7 protein-coding genes are annotated in these 12,667 nt (G+C 63.6%); 4 read left to right on the plus strand and 3 right to left on the minus strand.

The features are described 5' to 3' along the window. Positions 1-53 precede the first annotated feature (53 nt). Together ASE69_RS08705 and ASE69_RS08710 are read left to right on the plus strand one after the other, a co-directional pair. Positions 54-2,582, plus strand: a complete 2,529-nt coding sequence (locus tag ASE69_RS08705; RefSeq protein ID WP_056485337.1) for a glycoside hydrolase family 3 protein — start codon at positions 54-56, stop codon at positions 2,580-2,582. After that, entirely contained in the window at positions 2,545-3,408 is an 864-nt protein-coding gene (locus ASE69_RS08710; RefSeq protein ID WP_235518276.1) for a family 16 glycosylhydrolase, read from the plus strand. Before ASE69_RS08705 ends, ASE69_RS08710 begins: the two co-directional genes overlap by 38 nt. On the opposite strand, the gene ASE69_RS08715 is transcribed toward ASE69_RS08710, so the two are convergent. The 3 genes from ASE69_RS08715 to ASE69_RS08725 are packed head-to-tail and all read right to left on the minus strand — an operon-like array spanning position 3,401 to position 7,808. Then, the gene (locus ASE69_RS08715; protein WP_056485178.1) at positions 3,401-4,918 is read right to left on the minus strand and encodes a tryptophan halogenase family protein; all 1,518 of its coding nucleotides are present in this window, start codon (positions 4,916-4,918) and stop codon (positions 3,401-3,403) included. The genes ASE69_RS08710 and ASE69_RS08715 overlap by 8 nt on opposite strands. Continuing rightward, the gene (locus ASE69_RS08720) at positions 4,915-6,348 is read right to left on the minus strand and encodes a tryptophan 7-halogenase (RefSeq protein ID WP_056485180.1); all 1,434 of its coding nucleotides are present in this window, start codon (positions 6,346-6,348) and stop codon (positions 4,915-4,917) included. The genes ASE69_RS08715 and ASE69_RS08720 overlap by 4 nt, the downstream gene beginning before the upstream one ends. Continuing rightward, a complete protein-coding gene (locus ASE69_RS08725; protein WP_268795487.1) occupies positions 6,345-7,808 on the minus strand; it encodes a tryptophan halogenase family protein in 1,464 nt (487 codons plus the stop codon). Before ASE69_RS08725 ends, ASE69_RS08720 begins: the two co-directional genes overlap by 4 nt. Before the next feature lie 258 nt (positions 7,809-8,066). Here ASE69_RS08725 and ASE69_RS08730 point away from each other — a divergent pair, with 258 nt between their 5' ends. Further along, entirely contained in the window at positions 8,067-11,276 is a 3,210-nt protein-coding gene (locus tag ASE69_RS08730; RefSeq protein ID WP_056485182.1) for a TonB-dependent receptor, read from the plus strand. 103 nt (positions 11,277-11,379) lie between these two features. After that, positions 11,380-12,435, plus strand: coding sequence for a glycoside hydrolase family 5 protein (locus tag ASE69_RS08735; RefSeq protein WP_235518278.1), 1,056 nt, complete (start codon positions 11,380-11,382; stop codon positions 12,433-12,435). Positions 12,436-12,667 lie beyond the last annotated feature (232 nt).

Here is a 12,667-nt window from a genome sequence, read left to right on the forward strand (position 1 = left end):
CGAGTGGTTTGAAACGCTGCCAATCCCGCAAGGCGGGAACCGGGGAGAGAATGATGAAGACGAAGCTTTCGGTTGCCAGCGTCCTGGCGTTGCTCGGTGGCGCCACCGCGATGGCGCAGACCACGCCGGCCTCGCTTTCCCCCGTCGCGCATCCCGAGACATGGCCGAAGGTGGCTGCGAAGCCGGCGCTCGATCCAACGCTCGAAGCTAAAATCGGCAAGATCCTTGCTGCCATGTCGATCGAGGACAAGGTCGGGCAAATCATCCAGGCCGATATCGCGACCGTGAAGCCCGAGGACCTCAAGACATACAAGCTCGGCTCGGTGCTGAACGGCGGCAATTCGGCGCCTAACAACGATGAACTGGCACCGCCGGCGGAATGGCTGAAGCTGGCCGACGCGTTCTACGACGCCTCGATGCAACGCAACGATGGTCGGCCGAAGATCCCGACGATCTGGGGCACCGACGCGGTTCACGGCAACAACAACATCGTCGGGGCGACCTTGTTTCCGCACAATATCGGGTTGGGTGCGGCACGAGACCCCGCGCTGATGGAGAAGATCGGCCGCATCACGGCACGCGAGACGGCCGCCGCCGGTCTCGACTGGAGCTTCGCACCGACGCTGGCGGTCGTGCAGGACGATCGGTGGGGGCGCACGTACGAAAGCTATTCCGAAGAGCCCTCCGTGGTGGCCAGTTATGCGGGCCCGGTCGTCACCGGCATTCAGGGCAAGGTCGGTTCGCCAGATTTCATGACGCCGGGGCACGTCATCGCGACCACCAAGCATTTCGTCGGGGACGGCGGCACGGGTGGACGAGATCAGGGCGATACCAAAGTGTCGGAGGCCGTGCTGCGCGACGTTCATGCGGCTGGATACCCGCCCGCGATCGAAGCGGGCACCTTGACCGTGATGGCCAGCTTTTCGAGCTGGAACGGCGAGAAGATGCACGGCAACAAGACGTTGCTGACGGACGTGCTGAAGGGCCGGATGGGCTTCAACGGCTTCGTGGTCGGCGACTGGAACGCACACGGCCAGATTGCCGGATGCACCAACGAAAGCTGCGCTGCGGCGATCAACGCCGGTCTCGACATGTTCATGATGTCGGGCGATTGGAAGGCGCTGTATCGCAACACGCTGGCGCAGGCCAAGTCGGGCGAAATCGTGCCTGCGCGTCTCGACGACGCGGTTCGTCGTATCCTGCGCGTGAAGATGCTGGCCGGTACCTTCACCGCGGGTAAGCCCTCGACGCGACGCTATGCCGGACAGTTCGGCCTGATCGGATCGCCGGAAGGCCATGCCATCGGACGTCAGGCGGTCCAGGAATCGCTCGTGCTGCTCAAGAATAACGGGGGTGTTCTGCCGCTCAAGCCCAAGGCGAATATCCTCGTCGCGGGTGTCGCTGCCGACGATGTGACGCAGCAGGCCGGCGGCTGGTCGATTACCTGGCAGGGGACGGACGTGCCGAAGCGCGGTTTCCCCAATGCGACGTCGATCTGGAGCGGCATCGACCAGGCCGTGCGCGCTGGCGGCGGTACTGCCACCTACTCCCCGACGGGCGCGTATTCCGCGAAACCCGACGTAGCGATCGTCGTGTTCGGCGAGACCCCTTATGCCGAATTCATGGGCGACCGACCGACCCTGGAATACGCGCCGGGCGACAAGAACGATGTCGCGCTGCTCCGCAAACTGAAAGCGGCGGGAATCCCCGTCGTCGCCGTTTTCCTGTCGGGCCGCCCGATGTGGGTGAATGCCGAACTCAACGCTTCGGATGCCTTCGTCGCGGCGTTTCTGCCGGGAAGCGAAGGCGCGGGCGTCGCCGACGTGCTGTTTGCCGGCAAGGACGGCAAACCCGTTCATGACTTCCGGGGCAAGCTATCCTTCTCTTGGCCGAAGCGTCCCGACCAGTATGTCTTGAATGCGCGCGATCCGAATTACGACCCGCTGTTCAAGTTCGGTTACGGCCTGACCTATGCGGATCGCGCCGTGGTCGGCACGCTGGACGAGACCCGTCCCGCGGGGATGGCGGTAGACGCAGGCGGCGTCTTCTTCACGAAGGGGCGCGTACCCGAGGCGTGGAGCCTGTCGCTCGGCGAAGGCGACCGGGGATCGACCCGCATCGTCGGCAACACTGGCCGGAGCCCGGCTGGCGCGCTGACGATCACCGGTATCGATCGCAATGCCCAGGAAGACGCCCGACGCTTTACCTGGACCGGCACGCGCGAGGCGGACGTCAGAATCGAGGCCAACGCACCGCTCGACATTGCCCGTGAGGCCAATGGCGAGCTGAGCATGATCGTCCAGTTCCGGATGGACGCGAAGCCCGTGTCCGCCGTCGCTCTCTCAATGGCCAGCCCCGGCAAAACCGCTGCGGTGCCGATCACCGGCATTTTGCAGGCGGCACCGATCGGCGAGTGGAAGTCGATGGCGATTCCGCTCAAATGCTTCGTCGCCGCCGGGGTCGATCCACACAAGGTCACCGAGCCGCTCATCATCTCGACTGCAGGGAAACTGACGCTCTCGATTTCCGACGTTCGTCTGGCGCATGCCGATGGACCGGTCGCCGCGTGCCCGACCAGCTGAGGTGACGATCGCCACGATCCTTCTTGTCCTGCCGATGCAGACTTTGGCGGCGACCAATTATCAAGTCGCCGCCCCCATGCCTGCGCCGTCGACCAGGCCGAGTTGGGCGGACGAGTTCACAACGAAAGCCATCGACCAGACGAAGTGGCGGTTCGATACGGCCAATAACAAGACCGGCTGGTTCAATCACGAACGGCAATATTATGCTGCCGATCGCCCTGAAAATGCTCGTATCGAAGACGGCGCGCTCGTGATCGAAGCACGGCGTGAAAGCCTGCCGGACAAGCCCGACTGGGGCGGTCAGACCTACACATCCGCCAAGCTCGTGAGCCGCGTATCGCATGCCTATGGCTTCTACGAAATTCGCGCGATGCTACCGTGCGCGCGGGGTACCTGGCCTGCGCTATGGCTGTTGCCGCGGACCGGGAAATGGCCGGACGCGGGCGAGATCGACGTCATGGAGATGGTGGGCTGGCAACCGAACATCGTCCACGCCACGCTCCACACCGCGGCATTCAATCACGCCAAGGGAACCCAGCGCGGCGGCCAGATCGATGTATCGACGGCCTGTACCGCCTATCACCGCTATCAACTCGACTGGCGCCGAGACTCGATCACCATCGGCGTCGACGACAAGGCGTATATGCGCGTCGCGAACGATCGGCCGGGTGGGACCGAAGCCTGGCCCTTCACCCGCCCCTATGACCTGATCCTCAACCTCGCCATCGGCGGCGACTGGGGCGGCGTGAAAGGTATCGACGACCCGGCCCTGCCCCAGCGGATGCGGATCGACTATGTCCGCTACTGGGCACCGCGCATCAGATAGCGGCGCAGTGTGCGCGGATATAGTCCGATTGCGACGGCATCTGCGCGATCGTCTGGCGGATACCCAGCCGCATTCGCTCCACCGCCTCCACGAGTTTTCGTTCGTCGAGCCCGTCGACGATCGGGTCGTAGCCTTCGGGCGTAACCCCCTGCCCCAACATCACCGCGACCCAACTCGCGAGCGAGAACAGTTCGTCGTCATAGCGGAAGAAGCGGCCCTTCGCCTGAAACAGTTCGGTCTTCCGGCGCAGGCTGTCCGGCACGGTCATCGTCCGCACATGGTTCCAGAACGGTGAATCGTCCCTCGTCGTCGCATGATAATGCAGGATGATGAAGTCGCGCACGCCGTCATATGCGCTGCCCATTAGGCGGTCATACTCGCCCGCCTCGACCTGCAGAAACCGTCGATCCGGAAACAGCGCGAGAAGCTTGGCGATTCCGGTCTGGATCAGGTGGATCGAGGTGGATTCGAGCGGTTCCAGAAAGCCGCCGGAAAGGCCAAGCGCGACCACGTTGCGATTCCAGAACCGCTTTCGCCGCCCCGTTACGAATGACAGGCGGCGAGGATCGGCGATCGGCGATCCTTCGACGGTAGAGAGCAGCGTCGCCTGCGCGTCTTCGTCGGAGATATGCGCGCTCGAATAGACATAGCCGTTGCCGGTGCGGTGCTGGAGCGGGATGCGCCACTGCCAGCCGGCGCTTCGGGCGGTCGCGCGGGTGAACGGCACGGGGTCGCCGACGTTCGCCGTGGGCACCGCGACGGCGCGGTCGCACGGCAGCCAGTGGCGCCAATCCTCATACCCGGTCTTCAGCGCGCCTTCGATCAGTAAACCGCGGAATCCCGAGCAATCGACGAACAACTCGCCTTCGATGCGACGTCCGTCCTCGAGCGTGAGCGCCTCAACGAACCCGTCTTCGCCGCGCAATGCGACATCGACGATCCGCCCCTCGATACGCTCGACCCCGCGTGCTTCGGCATAGGAGCGCAAATATCTCGCGTAGAGCCCGGCGTCGAAATGGAACGCGTACGGCAACGTGCCGAACGGTGACCGCGGATCAGGCGATTGCCGCGCGAACCGCCCCGCCGCCGCCGCCACCGCGCACGGCGCATAATGCCAGATGTCGGCGCACTTGCCCTGCTTGGCGAGCTTGAGGAAGAACTGATGGAAGTTCAGCCCTTCGATATCGTGTCCGAACTGGCCGAAGGGGTGAAAATAGCGTTCGCCGATTTTGCGCCAGTCGACGAACTCGATGCCGAGCTTGAACGTGCCTTGCGTCTTCGCGACGAAATCATCCTCGTCGATGCCCAGCATCTGATTGAACGTCGCGATCGTCGGGATCGTCGCCTCGCCGACGCCGACGGTCCCGATTTCCTCGCTCTCGATCAGGCGGATACGCGGCTGCCCCTGCCCCTGCCCGCCGCCGAGGAACTTGGAGAGCGCCGCCGCTGCCATCCAGCCGGCGGTGCCGCCGCCGACGATGACGACCTCGCGGATGGTGTGTTCGCTCATGCGTTGGTCCTCAGACTTGCCAAATACGCGCGGTGTGTCGGCGCGGCGGCGACCGCCTTCGACAACCGCGCTCGAAAATCGACCATCGTGGCGCGCGCACGTTTCGGATCGACAGCAGCGGCCAAAACGTCCCCGCGTCGGGGCAGGATACCTTGTCCAAGCAGCACCGCGTGCCAGCTATCGCGATCGAAGCTTTCGCCATCGCGGATCGGCAAACGCCCGCGCTCGCGAAACAGGGTGAGCGCCTCGGCCAGCTCCGGCGGCAACGTGGCGTCTCGCGCCGCCTGCCAAAACGGCTCGGGTCGATCGGACGTCGTGTAGTGCAGGATCAGGAAATCGCGGAGGCGATCCGCCTCCTGTCCCGTCTCACGGTTATAATAAGCCAGCTCGACCTCGTCGAAATCGCGGTCGGGCAGCGACGCGACCAGTCGGTCGATCTGCGTATGCAAGACGTGGAGCGGTGCGGCTTCGAGCGGTTCGACGACGCAATCAGCCTCGCCGATCGCCACGACATTGCCGATCCAGGCGCGCGATCGCCTTCCGCTCCGGAACCGTGAAACGTCGCCCGGTTCATGGCGAGCGCCGCTTGCATAGACGATGGCCGTATCGGTTCTGCCGGGCAGGCACGATGTCAGGCGCCATCCGCCATCGATCGCTTCGACCTGCTCAAGCGGTGACAGGAACCGATCACCAGGCTCGGCATCCGATGTCCCGCGCCTCTGAACGAAACTGTCGCACGGCAACCACGGCGACCAATCCTGCCAATCGTCGCCGAACTGGGTGATAAGGTGCGCATCGGCGTTGGTCGCGTCGATGTAGAGGTCCGCCTCCAGACGCCCTCCATCGTCCAGGTGAAGTGCCGTTACGCGATCGCCGTTTGTCTCGGCGTGTCGCATTCCGCCGGCCGTGACCACGACGCCCAAATGTCGGGCATAGGCTTCGATGAACCGGCGATAGACCGGCGGATCGAGCTGTAGCCCGTTGGCATAGCCGCCAAGTATGTCTGCGCGCGGCGGTACGAACCGACCCGCTGCCGCCAACGCGGCCGCCGGTGCAAAGCTATCGAAGGCCTCGGTGCCGCCCAGGCCTGCCCAGAGCGTGGCAAAGGGTACGCCATCGACGGGCATGCCGGCGGAGCCATAGGCATGGATATAGTCGGCCCCGCCCCACCCTGAGAACCGGGTGCCGAGCCGGATGGCCGCGCCGGTCCGCGTCAGGACATCGCGCTCGTCCAACCCGATGTCCGTGTGGAACTCCCCGATCGACGGCGATGCGCCGCCGAACAGATCGACGAAGCCGGGACGCAGTTCCGCGACCGGTATCAAAGCGACCGAGATACCGGGGACACGCGCCTTCAACGCAGCCGCGGCGCTCCAGCCAGCAACGCCGTCACCGACCACCGCGATCGTCCTGATGCGCTTGTCGCTCATGCAGCCGCCGCCCCCGATTGCGCGATATAGGCGGCGTGATCGGGCATGGTCATGACAGCGTCCCGCGTTTCGGTGCGCAACCGTGCCAGCGCCTGGACCAGCGCGGCATCGGACGGCCGGTCCGCACGCTGGTCATATCCCTTCGGCACCACGCCCTGCCCGAGATACACCGCAATCCAGCTCGGCTCTAGGAAGACGCCTTCACGGTAGGTCATCACCCGCCCCCGCTGGCGGAACAGCGTCATCTTCTCCGCGAGCGTGTCGGGTACGTCCATCGTTCGTACATGATCCCAGAACAGTGAATCGTCGCGCGTCGTCGCATGGTAATGCAGGATCAGGAAGTCGCGGATACGGTCATATTCCAGATCAACCACCCGGTTGAACGCATCGCGGTCGATCGGCGAGATCGGCGTCGCGGGGAACAGCTCGAGCAACTGGGTGATCGCCAACTGGATGAGATAGATGCTCGTCGATTCCAGTGGCTCCAGGAAGCCGCCGGCCAGCCCGACACCGATGACGTTCCCGACCCAGCTGCGCGCTCTCCGGCCCGCCTTGAAACGCAGCATGCGCGGGTCCGCCAGCGGCGTGCTTTCGATCGACCGCAACAAGGCGTCCTGCGCGGCGCCGTCGTCGATATGCGCGGAGGAGTAGACATAGCCGTTGCCGACCCGGTGCTGGAGCGGAATACGCCATCGCCAGCCGGCAGGCATCGCGGTTGCCGTGGTGTAGGGCTTCAGCGTTCCCGCGTCGGCGCAGGGCACCGCGACTGCACGGTCGCACGGCAGCCAATGCGACCAGTCTTCGAACGGCTCGCCCATCGCCTGTCCGAGCAGCAGCGAGCGGAACCCCGAGCAGTCGATGAACAGGTCGCCCGTAATTCGTTGGCCGTCGTCGAGCATGACCGCCACGACATCACCCGTGGCGCTCCGTTCGACATCGACCACGCGTCCTTCGGTTCGCGTCACCCCCTGCCGCTCGGCCCGAGCGCGGAGAAACGGAGCGTAGCGCGTCGCGTCGAACTGATAGGCGTAGCCAAACGTCGACAACAGGGACCGCGGATCGTGCAGGGGCGGCGCGAACTTCGCGTGGCGGGCGGCGACGACCGGCAGCGAATAATCCGGAAGCGTGGCAATCTGTCCGGCTCGGCTGAGATAATGGTGGAATCCTACCCCGTCGACATCGTGTCCGAAGGCGCCGAACGGATGGGTATAGCTGTCGCCGATCCGCGCCCAGTCGCAGAACTCGATGCCCAGCTTGAACGTCGCGCCGGTCGCTCGCATGAACTCCGCCTCGTCGATACCCAAGCGCGTGTTAAAGGCGCGGATATGCGGCAGCGTAGCCTCGCCGACACCGACGATGCCGATCTCTTCGGACTCGACGAGGTGGACCTCCGCGACCGATCGGCCGGCAACGGCCGCAAGCGCAGCGGCAGTCATCCAGCCTGCGGTACCGCCGCCCACGACGACTACCTTGATAGGAGGGCGCGAAGCCGAATTGATAGCGATATCCTCTCCAGTTTGGCCGGTACGGTTATGCCGATCTCAGCGACTGTGACCTGTAGGCAACATATGAATGAAAATCAAAACAGTTATACCTCAAGACCACACGTCAACCATTGTCCCGCCGCCGGAACGCGAGCTACCGAGCACCATCACTCGCGTCTTTGCGAGAAAGAGAGTCGGCGCACATTCGCAGCTCGACCTCGGGGGAGAAACTGAATGCACGTCATTGCCTCGCGTAGCGCGCACCTATCTTTCGTCCGCTCGCTGGGTATCGGTGTGTCCGCGTTGGCACTCACGTCCGGTGTGCAAGGCTTCGCGCAGACGGTGACGCAGCCGACCGCGCCCACGACCAATTCCCAGGACGGCGGCATATCGCGGTCGACCGATCCCGTAGTATCCGGCGCCGCCGCACCCGACGCGCAGACGGGGACGCCGGCTACGGGGCAGGATCCCGTTGCAGCCCAGACCGACGCAGCAACCGGTGACGAAATCGTCGTTACCGGCATCCGCGCCAGCCTGGCGAACTCGCAGGGTATCAAGCGCGATGCCGACACCGTCGTCGACGCGATCACTGCCGAAGACATTGGCGCCCTGCCGGACCGCTCGGTAACGGAGGCGCTCCAGCGCGTTCCCGGCGTCTCGATCAGCCGCTTCGCAGCCGGCAACGACTCCGATCACTTCTCGGTCGAAGGTTCCGGGATCGTCATTCGCGGACTGAACTACGTCCGCTCCGAATTCAACGGTCGCGACAGTTTCTCGGTGAATGGCGGCCGCGCGCTCAACTTCCAGGACGTCTCGCCCGAATTGCTTGGCTCGGTCGAAGTCTACAAGAACATGACCGCCGACCAGATCGAGGGCGGGATCGCCGGAACGGTCGTCCTCAACACGCGCAAGCCTTTCGATAGCAAGGAACCGGTCGTCTACGTGTCCGCGGACATGAACTACGGCGATTTTTCCAAGAAGGGCTCACCCTCCATCTCAGGCCTTGCGTCGAAGAACTTCGACACGAGCATTGGTCGTTTTGGCGTGCTCGTCGGCGGGTCGTATTCGCAGCTCTTCAGCCGCGCAGACGGCCTGCAGGTCACGAACTACCAGGCCCGCTTCAACGGTTCGCAGGACATCAACGGCGACGGGGTTAACGAAACCGACACCCTGGCAGGGCTTGCCCCGGGCCAGGTGGCGTACGCGCCAGTGGGCGCCGGCGTACGGACGCAGGAGTTCAACCGCGAGCGCATCGGTGCGGCAGGCGCGCTGCAGTTCGAATCGAACGACAAGTCGCTGCTCGCTACGCTGCAGTTCGTGCGCAGCGACGCACGCCAGACCTGGGGCGAGCGCACCGTGGAAACCGTGTCCGACGGCATCGACCGCGCCACCGCGCCGCGGCCGGGGACCAACTATACCTTTGGCGACGACGGCCTTTTCGAAACTGGTACGATTTCGCTCGACCGCGGTTACGTACCGGCCGGTGGACAGCAACGCGGCATGGTTACGCAGCTTTCGAATCGCGGCGTGAAGACACGTGCGGTGACCAATGATTTTGGCGGCAACGTGAAGTGGCAGGCAACCGAAAAGCTGTCCTTCAACTTCGATGGCCAGTATGTAAAATCGACCACGAAGCAAACGGATCTTTCGGTCTATGGATCGACGTTCTCGGACGTCGCGCTCGACCTCACCGGCAACACGCCTGACATCAGCTTCCTCGCCCCTAACGGCGCCAACAGCCAGGCGTATTTCGCGGATCCGGCGAACAGCTATTATCGTGCTGCGATGGACCATTTCGAGGACAACAAGGGCCATGAATGGGCGTTCAAGGCGGACGCGACGTATGATTTCGGCGACGACAGCTTCCTGAAGAAGGCCAAGGTCGGTGCACGCTATGCCGACCGCGACCAGACGGTGCGGTATTCGCTGTATAACTGGGGCGTGCTGAGCGAAGTCTGGGATGGGTCGGGTCCCGTCACCTTTGCGGACACCAACTCGAACGGCTACGGCCTGTTCAGCTTCGATAATGTGTTCCGCGGCGACGGTCCGTCCGGGCTCGGCGCAAATTACATCAACGGAAATCCGGCATCCAGCTACGATGCCATCACCGCACAGGCACAGGCGGTCAATGCGATCTGGCGCAACCAGAAGGGCGCGAATTCGGGCGGATGGACGCCTGCCGGCCAGCGCGCCGGCGTGGTCGCCGGCACCAGCTTCCTGCCGAGCGAGGTTTACACCAATTCCGAAGAGACCAAAGCTGCATACGCCCGGCTCGACTTCGGTACGCAGGGCAACGACCTGTTCGGAGGCCTGAAGGTCTCGGGTAACGTCGGCCTCCGCTACATCCAGACGACGGACAAGGCGAACGGCTTCTTCACGTTCCCGACGCGCAACCAGATCATCGGCAGCGCTGCCAGCGTCGCGACCTTCTGTGGCCAGCCCGCACAGACGAGCCCGTTCTGCGGCCTTACATCGGCGCAGCAGCAGGACGTTCTGACGTTTTCCAATGGAACCGCGATCAACCAGACGACGCGCAACCGCTTCGATCACTTCCTGCCGAGCTTCAACCTCAAGGTTGGCATTACGCCGAACCTGATCTCGCGCTTCGCCTATTCGAAGGCGATCTCGCGGCCGGGCTTCGAGCAGTTGCAGAGCACGACCCTGATCGCACCGACCAGCGGGCTTTCGGTGTTCCAGCTCGAAGGCGGCAGCCGGAACTCCAATCCGTTCCTGAAACCCGTCGAGGCGAACCAGTTCGATCTCACCGCGGAATGGTATTTCGCAAAGGTCGGGTCGTTGACCGCGGCAGCGTTTTACAAAGATCTGTCGAACGTCATCGTCGCGAACGTGGCGCAAACCCGCTCGATCACGAACAACGGCATCACCCAGAACGTGTTGTTCGTGGCGCCACAGAACGCGGACAGCCACAGCAACGTGAAGGGTTTCGAACTCGCCTATCAGCAGACCTATGATTTCCTTCCGGGGCTGCTGTCTGGGCTCGGCGTGCAGGCCAACTATACCTTTGTCGACCCGTCCAACATCCCGCAGGGCCGCGGCGCACAGGCCACTTCGCCGACCACGACGATCGACGTCTCTCGCCTGCCGCTCGAAGGGCTTTCGCGCCATACGATCAACGGCACGCTATTCTATGAAAAGGGACCATTGTCGTTGCGCGCCGCGTACAACTGGCGATCGAGGTATCTGCTGACGATCCGTGACGAGATCGCGCCATTCCTGCCGATCTATGCCAGTGCGTTCGGACAGCTCGACGGGACGATCCTGTACTCGGTCAACGACAACTTCAAGATCGGCTTCCAGGGGGTAAATCTCCTCGACAGCACGACGAAGACGGAATCGGTCATCAATGCCGAGGGGCTGCGCGCGCCGCGCAGTTACTTCAAGAACGATCGTCGATTCTCGCTGACCACACGGCTGAAGTTCTAACCCAGGCGCAGGCCTGACACCGTCGTCAATGCTGCAGCTTCCTGTCATTGCCTTCGCAAGAGGGCGCTGCAGTTTGCGATACGTTATCGAAAGGAAGACATCCGTGCTCTTCAGATATGTGTTGGGTGCGGCTGTAGCCCTCGCCGCTCCGACGGTCGCTTACTCGCACGACGGCGTCGCAAAAGCGTCGATACGGACTTCCGACAGTCCGGCGACGGCGACCAGGCCGGCATGGCGCACCGCGTCGCGCCTGCACCGCGGCGTCAACATCATCGGATACGATCCGCTGTGGGACGATCCCCAGAAGGCACGGTTCAAGCCGCGTCATTTCCGGATCATCAAGCAGGGCGGGTTCGATTTCGTCCGGGTCGTGCTCCAGTCCTTCAAGCACATGGATGCCGGAAACCGCCTCGATCCGAAGTGGCTCGCAACGCTCGATGGTGTCGTCAAGGACGCGACCGCCGCCGGTTTGAGTGTCATTCTCGACGAGCACGACTTCAACCTGTGCTCGGAAGCGCCGGACGCGTGCGAACCCAGGCTGATCGCGTTCTGGCAGCAGATCGGGGCACGCTATCGCGACGCGCCGGACAGCGTTCTGTTCGAATTGCTGAACGAGCCGCACGCGCCTCTGGATGGTCCCCGGTGGAACGCGATGCTGAGCAGGCTCATCCCTGCTGTACGCGCGACCAATCCGGGTCGGACGTTGGTAGTGGGGCCGACCCGCTGGAACAATCTGGAAGAACTGCCCGGACTCGAACTGCCCAAATCCGACCGGAACATTCTCGTCACCTTCCACTCGTACGAGCCTTTCCGATTCACCCACCAAGGGGCACCTTGGTCGTCGGAAACCGCCGGACTGAAGGACGTGCCCTTCACAGCCGCCGACGAGGCGAGGATCAAGGCCGATTACGACAAGGTCGGTGCATGGTCGCGCGCGAACGACCGTCCCGTACTGATGGGGGAGTTCGGCGCGTATGAGAAAAGCGGCACGCCAATCGAGGCACGTGCCCGTTACACGGCGACCGTCCGCCGCGAGGCCGAGGCGCATGGCTTCCCATGGGCGTATTGGCAGTTCGACAGCGACTTCATCCTGTACGACATCGACAAGGGTCGTTGGGTAGAGCCGATACGCAAGGCGCTTATACCCGAGCAACGGTAAAGCATCCGTCCGGAGCGGTATCAAGCCGACATGGGTCTGGCAGGGAGCATGATCGTCCCGTTGCAGGCGCATGACGTAAGAATTATCGCGACGCACGGTTCTGGCAGGCGTGGGCGGCGGCCCGCATCTGCACGGTCCGCCTTTGCATGGCCCGCCTCTGCACGGCCCGCCTCTGCACGACAGCGCAGGGCTAGCATCTTTCTGCTTAGCGACTTCATCGACTAGGATGAGG

Origin of the sequence: Sphingomonas sp. Leaf208 (assembly GCF_001421415.1) — a bacterium.
Lineage (GTDB): Bacteria > Pseudomonadota > Alphaproteobacteria > Sphingomonadales > Sphingomonadaceae > Sphingomonas.

Excerpts from the sequence above, each read along its gene's own strand:
- ASE69_RS08705 (WP_056485337.1), top strand. The coding sequence starts at position 54 with ATGAAGACGAAGCTTTCGGTTGCCAGCGTCCTGGCGTTGCTCGGTGGC.
- ASE69_RS08710 (WP_235518276.1), top strand. The coding sequence starts at position 2,545 with ATGCCGATGGACCGGTCGCCGCGTGCCCGACCAGCTGAGGTGACGATC.
- ASE69_RS08715 (WP_056485178.1), bottom strand. The coding sequence starts at position 4,918 with ATGAGCGAACACACCATCCGCGAGGTCGTCATCGTCGGCGGCGGCACC.
- ASE69_RS08720 (WP_056485180.1), bottom strand. The coding sequence starts at position 6,348 with ATGAGCGACAAGCGCATCAGGACGATCGCGGTGGTCGGTGACGGCGTT.
- ASE69_RS08730 (WP_056485182.1), top strand. The coding sequence starts at position 8,067 with ATGCACGTCATTGCCTCGCGTAGCGCGCACCTATCTTTCGTCCGCTCG.